16 protein-coding genes and 1 pseudogene are annotated in these 18224 nt (G+C 72.3%); 12 read left to right on the top strand and 5 right to left on the bottom strand.

Translation table 11 applies throughout. The features are described from left to right. Positions 1 to 60: 60 nt before the first annotated feature. The 3 genes from lhgO to ABZ193_RS39190 are packed head-to-tail and all read right to left on the bottom strand — an operon-like array spanning position 61 to position 2834. Positions 61 to 1242 (bottom strand): L-2-hydroxyglutarate oxidase, encoded by a 1182-nt coding sequence (gene lhgO / locus ABZ193_RS39200; protein WP_354713744.1) that lies wholly within the window; start codon positions 1240 to 1242, stop codon positions 61 to 63. Positions 1243 to 1299: 57 nt separating this feature from the next. Continuing rightward, the gene (locus ABZ193_RS39195) at positions 1300 to 2517 is read right to left on the bottom strand and encodes an FAD-dependent oxidoreductase (RefSeq protein WP_354713741.1); all 1218 of its coding nucleotides are present in this window, start codon (positions 2515 to 2517) and stop codon (positions 1300 to 1302) included. Continuing rightward, positions 2514 to 2834 carry a 2Fe-2S iron-sulfur cluster-binding protein gene (locus tag ABZ193_RS39190; protein WP_020416430.1) on the bottom strand — a complete coding sequence of 107 codons (321 nt, stop codon included), beginning with the start codon at positions 2832 to 2834 and terminating at the stop codon, positions 2514 to 2516. Before ABZ193_RS39190 ends, ABZ193_RS39195 begins: the two co-directional genes overlap by 4 nt. A 455-nt stretch (positions 2835 to 3289) precedes the next feature. Between ABZ193_RS39190 and ABZ193_RS39185 the strand changes: the two genes are divergently transcribed. From ABZ193_RS39185 to ABZ193_RS39145, 9 genes are all read left to right on the top strand, one after another. Further along, positions 3290 to 3904: a YcnI family protein gene (locus tag ABZ193_RS39185; RefSeq protein ID WP_354713739.1), complete on the top strand. Its 615-nt coding sequence runs from the start codon at positions 3290 to 3292 to the stop codon at positions 3902 to 3904. A gap of 9 nt (positions 3905 to 3913) precedes the next feature. Then, on the top strand, positions 3914 to 5686 hold the full coding sequence (locus ABZ193_RS39180) for a CopD family protein (RefSeq protein ID WP_354713737.1): 1773 nt from the start codon (positions 3914 to 3916) through the stop codon (positions 5684 to 5686). Next, positions 5686 to 6366 carry a helix-turn-helix domain-containing protein gene (locus ABZ193_RS39175; RefSeq protein ID WP_020416433.1) on the top strand — a complete coding sequence of 227 codons (681 nt, stop codon included), beginning with the start codon at positions 5686 to 5688 and terminating at the stop codon, positions 6364 to 6366. Before ABZ193_RS39180 ends, ABZ193_RS39175 begins: the two co-directional genes overlap by 1 nt. A 204-nt stretch (positions 6367 to 6570) precedes the next feature. Beyond that, complete coding sequence (locus ABZ193_RS39170) at positions 6571 to 7401, top strand: hypothetical protein (RefSeq protein WP_235716052.1); 831 nt, start codon at positions 6571 to 6573, stop codon at positions 7399 to 7401. 120 nt (positions 7402 to 7521) lie between these two features. Further along, the gene (locus ABZ193_RS39165) at positions 7522 to 9819 is read left to right on the top strand and encodes a multicopper oxidase (protein WP_020416435.1); all 2298 of its coding nucleotides are present in this window, start codon (positions 7522 to 7524) and stop codon (positions 9817 to 9819) included. A 106-nt stretch (positions 9820 to 9925) separates the two neighbouring features. Beyond that, positions 9926 to 10687 (top strand): DUF1775 domain-containing protein, encoded by a 762-nt coding sequence (locus ABZ193_RS39160; RefSeq protein WP_020416436.1) that lies wholly within the window; start codon positions 9926 to 9928, stop codon positions 10685 to 10687. Then, positions 10684 to 12222: a copper resistance protein CopC gene (locus ABZ193_RS39155; RefSeq protein WP_354713734.1), complete on the top strand. Its 1539-nt coding sequence runs from the start codon at positions 10684 to 10686 to the stop codon at positions 12220 to 12222. Before ABZ193_RS39160 ends, ABZ193_RS39155 begins: the two co-directional genes overlap by 4 nt. Further along, positions 12219 to 13595, top strand: a complete 1377-nt coding sequence (locus ABZ193_RS39150; protein ID WP_354713732.1) for a PepSY domain-containing protein — start codon at positions 12219 to 12221, stop codon at positions 13593 to 13595. Before ABZ193_RS39155 ends, ABZ193_RS39150 begins: the two co-directional genes overlap by 4 nt. Positions 13596 to 13615: 20 nt before the next feature. Further along, positions 13616 to 14050, top strand: a complete 435-nt coding sequence (locus ABZ193_RS39145) for a VOC family protein (protein ID WP_020416438.1) — start codon at positions 13616 to 13618, stop codon at positions 14048 to 14050. Here the strand turns inward: ABZ193_RS39145 and ABZ193_RS39140 are convergent. Beyond that, entirely contained in the window at positions 14047 to 14793 is a 747-nt protein-coding gene (locus ABZ193_RS39140) for a helix-turn-helix transcriptional regulator (protein ID WP_027935616.1), read from the bottom strand. The genes ABZ193_RS39145 and ABZ193_RS39140 overlap by 4 nt on opposite strands. A gap of 54 nt (positions 14794 to 14847) precedes the next feature. Between ABZ193_RS39140 and ABZ193_RS39135 the strand changes: the two genes are divergently transcribed. Next, positions 14848 to 15966 carry an MFS transporter gene (locus ABZ193_RS39135; protein WP_020416440.1) on the top strand — a complete coding sequence of 373 codons (1119 nt, stop codon included), beginning with the start codon at positions 14848 to 14850 and terminating at the stop codon, positions 15964 to 15966. On the opposite strand, the gene ABZ193_RS39130 is transcribed toward ABZ193_RS39135, so the two are convergent. Beyond that, positions 15956 to 16786, bottom strand: a complete 831-nt coding sequence (locus ABZ193_RS39130; RefSeq protein ID WP_354713730.1) for a helix-turn-helix domain-containing protein — start codon at positions 16784 to 16786, stop codon at positions 15956 to 15958. The two genes, ABZ193_RS39135 and ABZ193_RS39130, sit on opposite strands and share 11 nt — an antisense overlap. A 513-nt stretch (positions 16787 to 17299) precedes the next feature. On the opposite strand from ABZ193_RS39130, the gene ABZ193_RS39125 reads away from it, so the two are divergent. After that, entirely contained in the window at positions 17300 to 17728 is a 429-nt protein-coding gene (locus ABZ193_RS39125) for an MmpS family transport accessory protein (RefSeq protein ID WP_237337521.1), read from the top strand. Beyond that, positions 17725 to 18224 (top strand): annotated as a pseudogene (locus ABZ193_RS39120) (hypothetical protein); the annotation flags it as partial. The gene ABZ193_RS39125 and the pseudogene ABZ193_RS39120, both read left to right, overlap by 4 nt.

Below are 18224 nucleotides of genomic sequence, written 5' to 3'. Positions count from 1 at the left end.
GCCGCGGCACGGCCGCGGCGACGGGTCTGTCGGTCACCTGATCATCCTGGCAGGCCGGCGTCAGCCGACCTGGTCGGCCACGTGCTTGGCGATCTCCAGCGCGCTCGTCGCCGCGGGGGAGGGGGCGTTCAGCACGTGCACCTGGTGCGGCGCGGTCTCGATGAGGAAGTCGTCCACCAGCGAGCCGTCCGGGCGCAGCGCCTGCGCCCGCACACCGGAGCCGTGGCGCACGATGTCGTCCGGGCCGACCGCCGGCACCAGCCGCGCCAGGCTGGCCGCGAACCGGCGCTTCGACAGCGACCGCCGCACCTCCTCCAGCCCGGTCGGGTAGGCCCACTTCCGCGCGAGCCGCCACGAGCCGGGGAAGCGGGCGACGTCCACGAGGTCCGCGGGCGACACGTCCCGCCAGCGGTAGCCTTCCCGCCGCAGCGCCAGCACCGCGTTCGGCCCGGCGTGGACGCTGCCGTCGAGCATCCGGGTCAGGTGCACGCCGAGGAACGGCAGCGCGGGGTCGGGCACCGGGTAGATGAGGCCGCGCACCAGGTGCCGCCGCTCCGGCCGGAGTTCGTAGTACTCGCCGCGGAACGGGACGATCCGCGCGCTCGGCCGCAGCCCGGCGAGCTCGGCGATCCGGTCGGACTGCAGGCCGGCGCAGTTGACCAGCGCGTCGGCGCGCAGCACCTCGTCGCCGGTGGCGATCTCCACGCCGCCGGCCCGGCGGGGCCGGATGCCACGCGCCGCGGTGCTCAGCCGCAGGTCGGCGCCGTGGTCGGTGAGCAGCCGGACCAGCGCGGTGCAGACGCGGGGGAAGTCGATGATGCCCGTGGACTCGACCCGCAGCGCCCGCACGCACGACACCTCGGGCTCGTACTCGCGGGCCTCCGCGGCGCTGATCAGCTTCGCCGGGACGCCGTTCGCCTCGGCCCGCTGCGCGAGCACGCCCAGCGCGGGCAGTTCGGCCTCGCTGGTCGCGACGACGAGCTTGCCGCACACCTCGACGGGCACCCCGTGCTCCCTGGCGAAGTCCACAATGGACCGGTTGCCCGCGACGGACATCCGCGCCTTCGCCGATCCCGGCTTGTAGTACAGCCCGGCGTGCACGACGTTGGAGTTGTGGCCGGTCTGGTGCGCGGCCCACCGGTCTTCCTTCTCGAGCACGGTCACCGCCGACCCGCGCCGGGTCAGCTCCCACGCGGTCGCGAGCCCGATGATTCCGCCACCGATGACGACAACCCGGTTCACCACGCCGACAGCGTATACGCCGGCGACCGGGGCGCGGGGCCGTTCGGGTGACGGGCCTCAGGTCAGGGCGGCCACGTGCTGCCGGAAGTCGAAGCCCGGCGTCAGCAGTTCGCGGTCCAGCGAACCGCCCGCGGTGAACAGTTTGCGCGCCGCCATGTGGTCGGGTGTCCGGTTCACCGACTCGACGCACACGAGCTGCCCCGCGCGGAAGCAGAACACCGAGAACGAACCCGCGGACGGGTCGCCGTGCACGACCGCCTCGTCGTGGCCCGCGCTGATCCCCGCTATCTGCAGCCGCGCGTCGAACTGGTTGCTCCAGAACCACGGCACCGACGCGTACGGCTCCGCGGCGCCGGTCAGCCGCGCCGCCAGGCAGCGGGCGTGGTCCACGGCGTTCTGCACCGACTCCAGCCGCAGCGGGGCGCCGGCGTGCCGGCTCGGGTAGACCGCGCAGTCGCCGACCGCGGAGATCCGCGGGTCCGATGTGGACAGGTGTTCGTCGACCACGATGCCGTTGTCCACGGACAGTCCGGCGTCGGCCGCCAGCTCTGCGTTGGGCACCACGCCGATGCCCACCACCACCAGTTCGGCGGCCAGCACCGAGCCGTCCGCCAGCTCGACCCCGGTCACCTCGTGGCCGCCGTGCAGGGCAACCACCGACGCGTCCGACAGCACCCGCGTGCCCTGCCGCTCGTGCAGCTCCCGGTAGTGCGCCGACACCACGGGCGACACGGCCCGGCGCATCAGCCGGTCCGACGCCTCCAGCACGGTGACGGACAACCCGAGCTTGGCCGCCGCCGCGGCGAACTCCAGCCCGATGAACCCGCCCCCGATCACCACCACGTTCCGCGCCCCGCCGATCCGCTCGCGCAGCGCGTCGGCGTCCTCGCGGGTGCGCAGGCCCAGCACGCCGTCGAGTTTCGCACCCGGCACCGGCAGTTCCCGGTTTCGGGTCCCGGTGGCGAGCACGAGGTGCCCGTACTCCAGTTCGCGCTCGTCGGCGAGCGCGACGCGGCGGCGGTCCCGGTCGATCCCGACCGCCCGGCCGCACACCAGCTCGATGCCGTGCTTGTCGTAGAACGCCTGCGGCCGCAGCGCGAGCCGCTCGCCGGGCAGGGCACCCGAGAGGTAGGCCTTGGACAACGGCGGCCGCTGGTACGGCACGCCCGGCTCGTCCCCGACGAGCACCACCCGGCCCGGGTGCCCCTGCTCGCGGAGCGAGGCGGCGACCTGGAAACCCGCCTGCCCCGCGCCCACGATCACGACGTCGGTCACTGTTCCTCCGGCACGGTCACGGTCAGGCTGTCGAGTTCCTCGGTGATCTCGATCTGGCAGGACAGCCTACTGTTCTCGGCGCGCGGGCACGCGGTGTTGTCCAGCATCGCGTCCTCGTCCGCCTGCGGCAGCGGCAGTTTCTCGACCTGGCCGGGGTCGACGTAGACGTGGCAGGTCGCGCAGATCGCGTTCCCGCCGCACTCGGCGACGATCCCGCCGACCCCGGCTTCGATCGCGGCCTCCATGACGGACATGCCTGCCGGCACGTCGAACGACTCGGCCGAGCCGTCCTGCTGAACATAAGTGATCTTGGGCATGACGCTGCTCCCACCTCTCCTCGCCGGCGGCGTGTTGCCCGCAGAACGCTAACAGCCGGGTATTTCGGAAATGTTAGTTCCGACCCCGGTTCGCGCGGGGCCTGCTGTGCGGAAGATTTCGTCGAGGGAGGAGTGGCCGGCGAGTTGGGATGATATTGCCTCAGCCGACTCGCGGCAATCGTGCGCGGAAAAAGAGGTTCCGCTCAGCACTGGCTGTGACCTGGGTAAACGCGGCGAGCGAAGTGGCCGGAATTTGCCTTACCGGTAGCATCGGCCGCTTCTCGGGAACGGTTTGTGACATGTCGTTAACAGTGGTGCCACCTCCGCGACACGAGCACCGGCAGTATTGGGCAACGCCGCGACTTCCGCCGTCGCGGTGACAACCGAAAGGATCCGCATTGCGCGCACCGCATTTGCGTCGCACTGTCATGGCCACCCTTGCCGGAATCGCGGCGATGTTGTTGCTGCCACCGGCCGCGTGGGCGCACGTCTCGGTCTCGCCGGACACCGCCGAACCCGGCGAGCGCGCCACCGTCTCCTTCCGCGTGCCCAACGAACGCGACGACGCCACCACCGTCCGCCTCGAGGTCCGCTTCCCCGAGGACAAGCCGCTGGCCTCGGTCACCCCGCAGACCGTGCCGGGCTGGAGCGTGTCCGTCACCACGACGGAACTCCCGCAACCGGTCGCCACCGAGCACGGCACCATCAGCGAAGCGGTCACCGCGATCGTCTGGGAGGGCGGGCGGATCCCCGTCGGCACCTACCAGGACTTCCCGGTCAGCATCGCCTCGCCGCCCGCGGGAACGCTGGTCCTGAAGACCCTGCAGACCTACTCCGACGGGCAGGTAGTGCGGTGGATCGACGTGCCGCAGGCGGGGCAGGCGGAGCCGGAGCACCCGGCACCGACGTTGTCCGTCGCGCCACCGCCCGCTCCGGCGTCCACTTCGGACACCACCGCGCGCGTGCTCGGCGGGGCGGGCCTCGCCGCCGGACTGGTCGCGCTCGGCTGGGCCGCCGTCCGCCGCAAGACGCCGGCCCCCGCCGACGAGCGCGAAACGATCCGGGTGTAGGGCCGCGCCATGAGCAGGGACGGGAGCACGCCAAGGTGGGCGGCGCGCCTGGTCGTCGTACTCGGCGCACTCGTGGCCGCCGCGCTCGGCGGGGCGGGTCAGGCGTCCGCGCACGCGGTGCTGATCGGCACGACCCCGGGCGGTTTCGAGGTGCTGGAGACCGCGCCGCGGGAGGTCACGCTGCGGTTCAACGAGCCGGTCGAGCTGGCCGAGGTGACGGTGCTCGGGCCGGGTGGCGCCGCCGTCGCGGGGGTGTCCGCCCCGGCGCACCCACCTGGGCAACCGGACGTCGTCGCCGTGACACTGCCGGCCGGTCTTACCGAGGGCACCTACACGGTCAGCTACCGCGTGGTGTCCGCCGACGCCCACCCGGTGCCGGGCGCTTTCGCGTTCAGTGTCGGCTCGGTCACCGGCGGCGTGGCGGCGAACGCGGGCGAGCAGACCGCGGACGGCGTGGTGTCGGCGCTGTACGCGGTGGCGCGGTGGCTCGGCTACGCGGGGGTGGCCCTGCTGCTGGGCACCGCGTTCTTCGTCGCCGCGTGCTGGCCGGGCGGTGAGGCGATGCCCGCGGTGCGGCGGATGTTGTGGACCGGGTGGGGCACGCTGCTGGGCGCGACGGTGCTTGCCTTCGTCTCCTACGGGCCGTACTCGGCCGCCGGGACGGCCGCCGATCTGCTCGATCCGAAGGTTCTCGGCGCGACAGTGGGCAGCCGGATGGGGCTGCTGCTGGTCGTGCGCGTCGCGTTGCTGGGACTGATCGCCGCCGTGCTCGTCCACGTGTTCCGGCGGACGTCGTTCGCCGAGTACCAGGCCCGCGACCACCGGCGGCGGGCCGCGCTGGTGCTGACGGCCGGGGCCGCCCTCGCGATCACCTGGAGCCTGACCAACCACAGCGTCACCGGCACGCAGGTCGCGTTGTCGCTGCCGGTCGACGCGATCCACCTGGTGGCGATGGCCGTGTGGCTCGGCGGCCTGCCCGTCCTGCTCGGTGTGCTGCTGCGCTCGGGTGACGTGTTCGGCATGCGGATCGCGATCCCGCGGTTCTCCCGCACCGCGCTGGTCTGCGTCGCCGTGCTGGTGGTGACCGGCACCTACCAGGCGTGGCGCGAGGTCGGCAGCCTGGCGGCGCTGTTCGCCACCAGCTACGGCGCGGTGCTGCTGGCGAAGCTCGGGCTCGTGGTGGTGCTCGTGCTGCTGGGCGCGCTGGCTCGCCAGTGGGTCCGCAGGCACTACACCCACGCGCCGGTCGTGTCCAAGAAGCGCAAGGCCTACCGCGGCCCGGCGGAGCGCGAGGTCAGCCGGTTCCGGCGGATGGTCGCGACCGAGGCCGTGCTGGCCGCCGTGGTGCTCGGGGTGACGGCGTTCCTGGTGAGCGCCGAGCCGGCCACCGCCGAGCTGGCCAGGGAGCGGGCGGAGGCCGAGGTCCCGGCGCGGACCGGCCCGGTGAACGTCGTCCTGCCGTTCGACGCGGGCGGCGGACCGGCCGGGGCCGGGCAGCTGGCGGCGCTGGTGACCCCGGGAGCGGTGGGGCGCAACGAAGTCCACCTCGCGGTGCTGGACGCGCAGCGGCGGCCGAAGCAGGTGGCCGAGCTGACCGCGTCGCTGAGCCTGCCGTCGAAATCGGTCGGCCCGCTGCCGGTCGCGCTGCAGTTCATCGGCGGCGACCACGCCATCGCGGTGAACGTGCCGGTCAGCATGCCCGGAATGTGGGAGCTGGCGGTCACCGTGCGAACGTCCGAAGTGGACCAGGCGGTCGTGCGGATCCCGCTGGGAGCGCGCTGATGACCACGGACGCGCGGAGGTTGTCCGCACCGGAACTGGAACGGCTGCGCCGCCGCGCGGTGGCGGCCGTGACGGCGGGCCTGTCGCAGGGCCGGGTCGCGACGATGCTCGGGGTCAGCCGCAAGACCGTGGGCGTCTGGGTCCGGGCCTACCAGGCCTCCGGCGAGCAGGCGTTCCCGCCGCAGCGCCGGGGCCGCCGGGTGGGTGAGTGCCTTGCCCTGTCCGGCGAGCAGCAGGACCGGATCGTCGCGGTGGTCGCCGCCGGCCTGCCCGACGCGGCCGGCCTGCCGCACCTGCTGTGGACGCGCCGGGCGGTGACCGAGCTGGTCGAGCGCGAGTTCGGCATCCGGATCAGCCCGGCGACGGCGGACCGCTACCTGACCCGCTGGGGCCTGACCGGGCCGCGGGAGCACGTGGGCGACGGCCTGGCGGTGCGCTGGACCGCGCCGCGCGGGCTGCACGCGCTGGTGGCGGTGACGAACCGCGGGCTGGTGTTCTTCCGCGCCGGGCGGCTGCCGTTCGACGTGACGCAGCTCGTCGACTTCCGCAACCGGCTGCGCATGCAGCTCGCACGTGAAGTCACCGCGGTCGTCAGGGAATGGCCTGCGGCACAAGGGGAACTGCTGGAAGGGTGGTGCTCGGCGGACCGGAACGTGATCGCCGGGCTGACCATCGGCTGAACCACTCGAACCCGAGCCCCCGTGGTGCACTTCGCGCCGCGGGGGCTCCGGCATGCCCGCGATCGCTTGTTTCGGAACGGTGAACATGTCCGGTGCGCGAAAAATCTCCGAGGTGATTTCCGCGGATTCGGCCGCTCGACCGGGTGACGGCCAGGGCAAAAGTGTTCCGCGCGGCGTGGGAAAGCGGCTGTTCAGCGCCGCGTCGTGGATCCGGAAACATTCGCGAAAAGGTCGCTCGCGGGCGTTTTCGGGCTTCTGGTCAGGATCGGCCGGGCATGCCACGATGATCCCGGAATCAAGGTTTCCACAACGGACGGCGAAATTCCTGAGAGAAGGCCAAGAATGCGATTCCGACGTCATCTCGCGGCCGGTGTGCTGACGGTGGGCTGCCTCGGCGGCATGACCGTCGGCGCCGCCGAAGCGGGTGCCGAGGAACCGGTCGCGGCCGCCGACTGCACGGCGCCGGCGCCGGACGGCGACCTCCTGCTCCCCGGCGTGGACATCGCCGACGAGCTCCCGCTCCTCGGGCCGATCCTGCAGCCGCTCACCGACACGGTGGGCTCAGTGGTCGGCTCGACCTGCGAAATCCTCGTGCCGCCTGCCCAGCCGGAAGCGCCGGGCTCGGGCGAGCAGCAGCCACCCGCGGCGGCGCCCACCACGACGCCGTCCTCCGCGCCGAGCGGGAACAGCGCCGCGACGCCGTCCGGTGGTCGCCTGGCCGCCCAGGAGAGCAGCGGTGCCGTCGCCACCGCGCGCTTCGGGTTCGCCGACCCCCTGCCGTTCGGTCCCGCGCTCAACTTCGGCGCTCCCGGCACGCCACCGCAGGCCGTGGCCGCCGGAAAAGCCGACGTGGTGAGCACACAGCGGCCGACGGGCACCGCGGAAGCATTGCCGGTGACCCGGGACGAATTGTCTCAGCCGGTTCTGCTCGCGACTCTCGCCCTCACCCTGGTGAGCGCGCAATTGGTGCGCACCTGGGTGCGGCGAATGCGCGGGGAAGTATTCAGTGCGCGCACCGGCCCGCTGAACACCTGAACGCCGCGCATTCCGGTTTTCCGTCCGAACGGGTTCGGACGGTTGTGGAGAGAAAGGAAGCACATGCCCGAAAACGCTCCCCCGGGAGCCGGGAAGAGGCGGTCCCGCCGTCTCAAAACGGTGATCCCGTTGGCAGCAGTCGCGCTGGGCGCGACGACGGTGGCCGCCGTGCCGGCCGCCGCGCTGCCAGTGGGTGTCGGTCCCGTGCCGATCACCTTCACGTTGAACGACAGCAACGGCAACTGGTTCGACTCGGGCCTGCAGCTGTTCGGCGGCAAGTCGCTGGCCGTGGCGGAGCTGCCGCGCCTCGGCACGTCCGCGCTGGACGGCAGCATCATCCCGAGCCTGCCGGAAGGCGCGCTCGGCCTGCCGAACCTGCCGCTTGGCCAGCTCGACACGGCCCAGTCCAGTGGGCTGCTGAACCTGGACCTGGTCGACTCGCTGACCGGCCTGGCCTCCGGTGACCCGGCCAAGGCGATGCCGTCCCTCGGGCAGCTCGGCGGCCTGACCGACCTGCTGAACCTGGACAGCACGCTGTCGGCGGTGCGGAACATCGCGGCCACCGAACCGCGGGCGGCGACGTCGGCGGCGAAGGCCGAAGGCCTGCTCAGCCAGTTCCAGGCCGAGGTCGCGAGCCTGCCTGCCGACCAGCCCATCAGCCTGGACAGCCTCCCGGTCGGACTGGACCTGCAGAAGGCGCTGGACGACCTGGCGACGTTCGCGGTGAAGGGCCCGGCCATCACGGCCAACTTCACCATCGGCAGCCCGAAGAACCAGTCCCTGCACGACATCACGTCGCTCATCTGGCCCGAGGGCGCCCCGTTCTTCGAGCAGATGGGCGCGTTCGCCGGTTCGGACTCCACCCAGCTGACCGAGCCCGGTCTGTACGCGTGGACCTGCACGATCCACCCGTACATGCTGGGTGCGACCGTGGTCGACGACCCGCTCACCATCGGCCTGGACTTCGGCAAGAAGCTGAAGGTCAACTCGCGTGACCTGACGGTTCCGTCCAACGCGGACGTCATCCAGCAGCTGGTGCGCATCTTCTTCACCGCGACGGTGCCGGACAACTGGCAGACGTTCAGCACCACCGAGTCGTCGCAGTGGAACCCGGTCTTCCCGCCGGCGCCGATCCTGCAGTACGACGCCCAGGGCAACCCGGTGCTGGTGCCGATCCTGGACGCCTACTACGACCAGAAGTTCGGGTACCCCAAGACCCTGGACAAACTGACCCCGCCGCAGACCCCTGGCGTGGGTGAGGTCTGGATCGACACCCAGATGGAGGAGTACGCGGGCAAGGACTACGTCGGTGCCGCCACGAAGGTCAACGTGGAGAACTGGACGGTCGACCGCAAGATCTCCGGTTCGAGCATCAACATGAACAACCCGCACAACATGTGGACGGACAAGAACTACAAGTACCTGTACCAGACCGAGTGGTTCGACGACGAGCTGTCGGTGTTCGACCGGGCGACCGGTGAGCACGTGCGCACGATCGAAGTCGGACCGGACCCGTCCCACGTCATGACCCGCACCGACACCGACCAGGTTCAGGTCGCCATCAACGGCGGCACGGACGTCGTCGAGCTGTCCCCGGGCGCGGAGAAGATCGACCGCCGCATCCCGGTGGGTCCGCCGGGTGACTTCCCGCAGCACCCGCACGCCTTCTGGCTCAGCTCGGACGGTAAGACCACGATCACGCCGAACGTGAACCCGTACGACGCGACCGTGATCGACAACGAGACCGGCACCTGGCGGAAGGAGCCGACCGGCGAACTGCCGATCGCCTCCAGCATGATGTCCGACCAGTCGAAGTTCTACATGGCCGACTTCCTCGGCGGGAGCATCTCGTGCGTCTCGCTCGCGGAGGACGCCTGCGTCAAGGAAGGCAAGAAGGTCCACAACGCGAGCATCGACCTGTGGGACAACTACAACCCGGTCACCGGCCGGAACGGCACCAAGCCGTGGGGTGGTCTGACCATCCAGCTCCCAGTGAGCCCGGATGACAAGGCCCTGCTGGCCGCGAACACCTTCAGCGCCACCGTCTCGGTCGTCGATCCGAAGACCGACAAGGTGGTCAAGGAGCTGCCCTGCAACGCGGGCTGCCACGGCATCAACTTCGGTGCCAAGAAGGGTGGCGGGTACTACGCCTACGTGTCGAACAAGTTCTCGAACGCCGCTCAGGTCATCGACATCGACCCGAACATGGACGGGAACATCACCGACGCCGCGATCGTCGGTCAGCTGGTGCTGGCGCCGACCGCGGACACCAAGTCGGACGGCACGCTGACCGGACAGCCCGGCATGGGTGGTCAGGGCGTGCTGCCCATCCCGCTGGTCTACAACGGCTGGTCGCAGCAGGTGCCCGCCGGCTGGCGGGAGAAGCTGACCCCCGAGCAGCTGAACCCGATCGGCTGAGCTGGTTCCGCAGCAGCTCAACCTGATCGACCCATCCACCCCGTGAGGGAAACCGTGGTCCGGAGCGGCCAGCCCGCTCCGGACCACGGCCGTTCAGGAGACCGCCATGCCCGCATCCCCCAGGTCCTTCGCGCGTGCCCTGTCCGCGCTGTTCCTCGCCTCGTGCGCGCTGCTCGGCCTGGCCGCCCCGGCCGCCGCGCAGGTGTCGATCGTGCCCGGTTCCGTCAAGGGCGGCAGCACCGAGACCTTCGCCTTCCGCCTCGCCAACCAGCGCACCGACACCCAGAGCAACCGGCTCGAAATCGTGTTCCCGCAGAGTCCCCCGATCGCCTTCGCCGAGGTCAAGCCGGCCCGCGGCTGGACCGCCAGGATCAACCCGCGCCCGCTCGACCCGCCGCAGCAGTCCGGTGACCGCCCGATCAGCCAGGTCGTCGGCTCGATCGTGCTGGAGGGCGGCGCGGTCGGCCCCGGCCAGTTCGAACAGTTCCTCGTCACCCTCGGCCCGCTGCCCGAGCGGGGCGACCTGGTGCTCGAAACCGTTCAGGGCTACACCAGCGGCGCCACCGACCGGTTCTCCGCCGCGGCCGGCAATGCACCGGTGATCGTCGTCAGTCCCAACGCCGCACAGGGCGCGCCGCCGCCCGCGGTGATCGAAGCGAACCGGGCCGATCAGGTGGCCGCGGCTGCCGAGCAGCAGGCCGAAGAGCAGGCGAACAGCGGCGGCATCACCCCGTTCGCCTTCCTGTGGGGCGTGCTCGGGCTCGCGTTCCTGGTGGTGGCGCTGGTCGGGCTCCGCACCCACCTGCTGCACCGCCGCGCGCCGGAACCCGAGCCGAAGCCCGAGCCGGAGAAGGTGAGCAACGGATGACGACGCTGGCCAGACCGCCCGCCGTCCCGCGGAACCGCCGCGCGGCACGGCTGCTCCCGTTCCTGCTGCTCGTCGCGGCCTGCTGGACCTCGCTGCTGACGCTGGCCTCGCCGGTGTCGCCGGAGGCGCCCGTGCTGGTGTCGTCGGCGCCCGGCAACGGCCAGGTCACCCGGCCCGACGACATCGTCCTGACCTTCGACCGGCCGGTGCCCGCCGGGCTGTCGACGATCCGGATGACCGACCCGTACAAGCGCCCCGTCGACCCCGGCCGCCCGGTGCACGCCGACGGCCGGGACAACACGCTCTCCGTGCCGGTGCCGAAGCAGAAGTACGCGGGCACCTACACGATCGCCTGGAGCGTGCCGGTGAAGGGGACGGACGCGGCGACCGGGACGTTCACCTTCGACCTCGCCTCACGCAGCCCGGTGCAGGCCCCGCCCGCGCTGGACGCCCGGCCCGGGGTGGTGGTGACGGTCGCGCACGCGGTCGCACAGTTCCTCGCGTTCGCCGCGCTCGCGTTGCTCGCCGGGGTGGTGTTGTTCGTCGCCGTGGGGTGGCCGGCGGGCGCGGAGTCCACTGTGGTCCGTCGGCTGGCGGCCTGGGCGTGGGGCGGGCTGCTCGGCGGGACCGTGCTGTCGCTGCTGACCTTCGGCCCGTACGCCGCGAAACTGCCGCTGACCGACATCCTCGACGGCGGCCTCGTGTCCGGGGTGCTGGAGTCCGCGACCGGTCACGTGTACCTCGCGCGGCTGCTCGTCGTCGCGGTGGCCGGAATCGGGATCGCGCAGTTCCTGACCATGGCCCCGGCGGAGTCGGCGCGGGAGCGGCGGCTGCGCGGCGGCACCGTGCTCGCCTGCACCGCCGCGGTCGTGGCGACGTGGAGCTTCACCGGGCCCGGTTCGGTCGTGGCGGGCGTCGTGCACCTCACCGCGCTGGCCGTGCTCGCCGGGATTCTGGTGGTGCTGCGCCGGTTCCGTGAGGTCGCCGACCGGCCGAAGGCGCTGGTCGTGGTGTGCGCCGGGCTGCTCGCGGTGACGGCGGGCGCGGAGGTGTGGCAGCACCTCGGAAGCCTCGCCGGCTGGCTGTGGGCCGGGTTCGCGGTGCTCGTGCTGGCGCTGGGCCTGCTCGCACTGGCCGGACGGTTGTCGCTGGCGCAGACCGGGCTCGCGGTTGCGCTCGTCGGGGTCAGCACAGCGTTGTCCGTGGTGCCCACCGGTCCCGCGCCCGCTCCGCAGGCCCCGCTGGTGCGGCTCGCGTTGTCCACCGGCGCGCTCGACCTCGCGGTCGTCCCGGCGCGGGTGGGGGACAACCAGGTGCACGTCACGGTCCTCGACGCGAAACCGGGCACGACGATCACGGCCGAGCTGGCCCCACCGTCCGGCGCGCCGGTCCCGGTGTCCTTCGCGCCCGCCGCGGCCGGTCACCTGGCCGGTTCGGTGACCGTGCCGTCCGCCGGGCCGTGGGAGCTGGCCCTGACCGCGCGGGCGCCGGACGGGCAGCAGGAAGTCATCTACGGCGTCATCGAGGTGCGATGAGCACGACGACCGAGACCCGCACACCGGGAAAGCGGAAGAAGCAGCCGGCACGCGGGATGAACGGCCTGCGGGTGATCGCCCGCCGGGTCCACTTCATGGCGGGCATCGTCGTCTCGCCGTTCCTCGTGGTGCTGAGCCTGACCGGGCTGGTGTACGTGTTCAGCCCGCAGATCCACGACAACCTGTACCACTCGCAGCTGTACGTCAACGAGGTCGGCGCGACGCCGAAACCGGTGTCGGAACAGGTTCGCGCGGCGATGACCGCGCACCCGGAAGCCGTGCTGCGGCAGGTGATCACGTCGCCGGAGCCGGATCGCACCACCCGCGTGGTGCTGTCGGTGCCCGGTCTGGCCGGCGGCGAGGACGGGCAGGCGCGCACCGTGTTCGTCGACCCGTACACCGGCTACATCAACGGGGAGCTGACCACGGCAGGCAACCGGATGCCTGCCAACACGTGGTTGCGGGACCTGCACAGCAACCTGCACCTCGGCGAGCCGGGGCGGTGGTATGCGGAACTGTGCGCGAGCTGGCTGCCGGTGATCGTCCTCGGTGGACTGGTGCTGTGGCTCGCGCAGTCGCGGCGGCGCACGCGCACCCGCGACCTGTTCGTTCCGCCCCGCAAGACGAAGGGCGGATGGCTGCGGTTGCGCGGGGTGCACGGTCCGCTCGGGTTGTGGCTGTCGGCTGGCCTGGTGGTGATCGCGGTCAGCGGACTGCTCATCTCGCAGTTCACCGGCGGCCGCGGCAGCCAGGACCACGACCCGATGCGCCTGCGCGCGCCCACGCTGGTGGCCGCGCCGGTGGCCGTGCCGGATGGCGTCGAACCGATCGGCGTCGACCGGGTGCTGGAGATCGCGCAGGCCCAGGGGCTGCACGGGGAGCTGCTGGTGACGGCCCCGGCGCGGGCGGGTGCGGTGTACACGGTGATGGAGCGCGCGGCCGGGATCCCCCTGCAGCGCGACAACATCAGCGTCGACCCGTTCACCGGCGAGGTGACCGAGCACATCGGCTGGGACGACTACTCGTTCCTGGCGAAGCTGACGTCGGTCGCGGCGGAGTTCCACACCGGGACGCTGTTCGGGCTGGCCAACCAGATCGTGCTGGCGGTGCTGGTGACCGGCCTGCTGGTCCTCATCGGACTCGGCTACCGGATGTGGTGGGTGCGCAGCCCGTACAAGGGCAAGTGGAAGGCGCTGCCGACGGCGGCCTGGAAGCAGCTGTCGCTGCCGATGGCGGCGGCCGGGTTCCTCGGGATCGTCGCGATCACGTGGGTGCTCCCGGTGTTCGGGGCGAGCCTGCTGGTGTTCCTGGCGGTGGACGCCGCGATTTCCGCGCTGCAGCGCCGGAAGAAGCCGGTGCCGCGGGCCAGGTAGCGGCTGGCTATGGTGGTCGGATGGGTTCGGTCAGGCAGGTTCAGATCACGTTCGACTGCGCCGATCCCGAGCGCGTCGCCCGGTTCTGGTGCGAGGTGCTCGGGTACGTCGTGCCACCGCCGCCGCCGGGGTTCGACTCGTGGGCGGACTACGACAGCTCGCTGCCGCCGGAGCGGCGCGGAGCGGCGTTCGCCTGCGTCGACCCGACGGGCGCCGGGCCGCGGCTGTTCTTCCAGCGGGTGCCGGAAGGCAAGGTCGTCAAGAACCGGGTGCACCTCGACGTCCGGGTCGGCACCGGACTCGTCGGCGCCGAGCGGCTCGCCGCGCTCCAGGCCGAGCGCGAACGACTGGAAAAGCTCGGGGCGACCTGCGTGCAGGTCCTGGAGGCCGACGGGTTCAACGAGTCCTGCATCCCCATGCTGGACATCGAGGGCAACGAGTTCTGCCTGGACTAGCCGCCGCGGCGGTGGTGCGTCCCGGGCGTGTGGCCGTACGCGCGGCGGAACACGTCGATGAACGCGCTCGCCGAGGACCAGCCGCAGCGGTGCGCCACCGTCGTCACCGGGACGTCCTCGGCCAGCAGCCGTAGCGCGTGGTAGAGCCGCAACTGCGTCCGCCACGCCGTGAAGGACATGCCCAGCTCGGCGGCGAACAGGCGGCTGAGGGTGCGTTCGCTCGCCCCGGTCGCGGCGCCCAGCTGCGCCAGCGTGCGCGGGTCGGCGCAGTCGGCGTGCAGCAGTTCGCACACCGCCACCAGCCGCGGGTCCGACGGCGTCGGCAGCTGCACCGGCTCCCGCGGCGCGGCCCGCAGCTGGTCCACCAGCACCGCGCGCAACCGGCGCTGCTCCGGCGAACTCCGACCGTCAGCGGTCGCGGCCAGGATCAGCTCACGCAGCAGCGGGCTCACCGCGAGGACGGCCGGCTCGTCGAGGCCGAGCGGGTTCGGGGCCGCGGGCAGCCCGAGCAGGTGCAGGTCGGTCCGGCCGTGGGCCACGTGGGCGTGCACGCAGCCGGCGGGCACCCAGATCGCCCTCGTGCCGGGCGCGAACCAGGTGCCCGCGTCCGTGGTGACGGCGAGGACACCGGACCCGGCGTAGACCACCTGGTGCTCGTCGTGGCGGTGCGCGTCGATGCGTTCGCCCGGCGCCAGGACCTGGGTCCGGGTCGGCGCGTGCGGCAGGTGGCGGGTTTCCGACATCATCTGGCAGATTAACGGAAGCGCGCCAGCTCCCGCCACGGCGACGATGGGCCGGTGCGAACCATCCCCCTGCTCGCGGTCGGGCACGCGTGCGTCGACGTCTACCAGGGCGCGGTGGCCGCGCTCGTGCCGTTCTTCGTCGCCGAGCGGGCCTACACCTACGCCGCCGTCTCCGGCGTCGTGCTGGCCGCGTCCTTGCTGTCCTCGGTGGTGCAACCGCTGTTCGGCGCGCTCGCCGACCGGTGGTCCATGCCGTGGCTGCTCCCGGTCAGCGCGCTCACCAGCGGACTCGGCGTCGCGTTCGCCGGCGTCGGCTCGTACGCGCTGACCGTGGCGGCCGTCGCGGTCTCCGGCATCGGCGTCGCCGCTTACCACCCCGAAGCCGCCCGCGTGGCCCGGCTCGCGAGCCGCGGCAGCCACACCGCGATGGGCTGGTTCTCGCTCGGCGGCAACGTCGGCTTCGCCACCGCGCCCCTGCTCGTCGCGGCCGTCGTCGCGACCGGCGGGCTCGCGTTCTCGCCGCTCTTGGCCCTGCCCGCCGCCGTCGGCGCGGTGCTGTGCGCGATGGCGCTCCGCCGGATCTCCGGCACCGCGGCGCCCACGCGCGAGGGCGCAGGCCGGAACGACTGGGCCTCCTTCGCGAAGCTGTCCGGCGCGATCGTGTGCCGCTCCATCGTCTTCATCGGACTGAGCACGTTCGTCTCGCTCTACGCGCAACAACGCACCGGCGGCGGGAGCCTCGCGGGCACCGCCGCGTTGTTCGTGCTCTACGTCGGCGGCGCGGTCGGCACGGTGGCGGGCGGGCAGCTGGCCGCCCGGTTCGGCCGGATCCCCGTCGTGCGGTGGTCCTACGCGCTCACCACGCTGTCCGTGGCCGGGGTGGTGTTCGTGCCCGGCCCGCTCCTCTACCTGTTCGTCGCGGGCACGTCCGCCGGCCTGTACGTGCCGTTCTCGCTGCACGTCACGCTCGGCCAGGACTACCTGCCGAGCCGGGTGGGCACCGCGAGCGGCATCACGCTCGGCTTGACGGTGAGCATCGGCGGGCTCGCGAGCCCGGTCCTCGGCGCACTGGCGGACGCCACCTCGCTGCGGACCGCGCTCGCGCCGCTGATCGCGCTGCCCGCGCTCGGCCTGCTCCTGCTGTCCACTGTGGACGAGCCGGTCAGAGGCTGAAGCGCACCGAGATGCGGCCGGAGTGCCGCCGCGGCCAGGCCTGCAGCATTTCGTAGTGCTGCAGCGGCCACCGGCACACCACGACGTTCAGCGGGCGCCCCAGCTGGTGCATCAGCCGGTGCAGGAAGTCCTCCGCGTGCGGGGTGTCGAACGGGCCCAGCCCGGCCCGGAAGTGCACCACGCCCCGGTTGGACATCGCGATCAGCACGTTCACGTCGCCGAAGTAGTCGCGGAACCCGGACATCAGGTTCTGCCGCGATGTGGCGCGGCGGTCGGCGGGCGCGTGCGGCCGCGTCCACGCCACCCACAGCACCTCCGCCTCCGGGATCCACTCCTCGGCGGCCGCCGGGACGCCGCGCGGCCTGGGCACCGTCGCGGTGACGCGGCTGCGCATCATCTCCTGCAGGTACGGCTCGTCGATCAGGCTCCACCGCACCAGGTAGTGCCCGACGGTCGCCGGGCTCAGCAGGATCCGGAACTCGCGGTTGACCAGCTCCACCACGGCCGGGCGGCTCCACAGCCGGTGCCGCAGACCGTACTGGTCGGGCGTCCCGCTGATGATCGTCTTGATGGTCCACGCCTGCTGCGCCGGCGAGAGCGCGAGCTGCTCCCCGGGGCGGCGGCCGCGGGTCTTGGGGCGGAACGCGTCCTCGCCCTGGCGCCGGTAGGCGAGCACCCAGGCGCCGACGGTCTTGCGGGACACCCCGAACAGGCGCGCCACCTCCGACCGGGACACACCCGCTTCGACAGCGGCGACCGCCCGGCGGCGGAGGGCTTCCAGTGCATCGGGGGACAGGCTGCGGGCGTCACGTGTCGTCATGATCCGGCCCCGGCGAGCTGCGCGGCAAATGCGGTGCGCGCATCGTCTTCCTTTCGGCGATTGGCGGGCACAACGGACATTACGACCCCTCATGTATCCACCTCGTGCCCGCATTGTTAAGTGCCGATCACAAGAGCTGCCGGAGATTTTTCCGGGAAAGTGATCGCGTCCGGCGGGTGAGGCATAAATGTGTCACGCCCGCCCCGGGGAGGCCCGCCGCCGGCGCGCCGGGCCTGGCACATATTTGCCTCACGCCGGCCGGAGTCGCTGTCGCTGGGCGGGGTTCGGGTCGCCTCGTCCGGCCGGTCCCCGGCGCCGGGCGCGTGGCCGCGGCCTGCGGAAATGCGCTTCCCGGAAATGTTTCCCGGACGTGAACGCGTATTTCCGGAAATGCTTCCCGGTCCGATCGGCGAGGCTGGTCAGGCCGCCGATCCGCGTGCCAGGATGACGCTCTCCCCAGGTTTCCACATCCGCCCGCACGGAACCTGAGAAGCGTCCAAGAAAGCGAGCACGATGAGCGACACGGCCACGCGGATCGCCCGGCGGACGTGGTGGCTGCCGTGGCTGATCGGCGCCGCCGTCGTGCCCGTCGGCGCGGCCACCGCGCTGCAGGCGCTGAGCACCGGCCAGCCGCTCAGCCGCACGTCCTTCGAGCTGCCGCGCAGCGCGCACCGGGTCGTCTACGAGGTCACCGGTTCCGGTTCCGCGCCGGAGATCCGGTACGTCATCGACGGCGTCAACCGCACCGAGACGCTGCGCGACGTGCCCCTGCCGTGGCGTCTGGAGCTCGACCTCGAAGTCGGTCCCGCGCTCGGCGTGGTCCAGGTGATGGCGGCCAGTCCGGGCGGCTGCGCCGTCTCCGTGGACGGCGTGGTCGTGCACAGCGCGAACGCCCTGGACGACTGGACCTCCGTCTCCTGTTCCTCGGTGATCCGGCCATGAGGGCCCGCGCCGCGATCGTGGCCGCTGCGCTGGCGTTCGGCCTGCTGGCCGCACCCGCCGCGCGGGCCGAGACGCGGGTGCTGGACAGCTGCGTCGCCACCGTCACCGAAGGCGACGAGCTCGCGCTGAGCCCGCTCGCCGTGCTCGACCCGGTGGTGTCCGTGCTGGCGCCGCTGGACCCGCTGAACGTCCTGGTGCCCGCGTTCGAGACCGCGTGGCGCGCCACCCCGCCGATCGAGCTGCCCGCGGCAGGCCCGGCCGGGATCGCCGGGGACGTCATCGCCGACGCCGTGCTCGCGCGGCTCACCGGCATCTCGGTGGTCGGCCCGGTGCTCGACGTGCTCGTCGGCCCGGTGCACGGCCTGCTGGCCGGAACCTGCCGCATCACCGTTGTCCGGGCCGAGGCGCCGCCCGCGGACCCGGTGACCGCGCCACCACCACCGCCGCCGCCCACGCTCGCCCCGCCGGAGCCCTCGCCGCCCGCGGGCAGCGAGGG

Origin of the sequence: Amycolatopsis sp. NPDC006125, assembly GCF_040614195.1 — a bacterium.
Lineage (GTDB): Bacteria > Actinomycetota > Actinomycetes > Mycobacteriales > Pseudonocardiaceae > Amycolatopsis_E > Amycolatopsis_E tucumanensis.
This window is presented reverse-complemented; position numbering and strand designations above follow the sequence as displayed.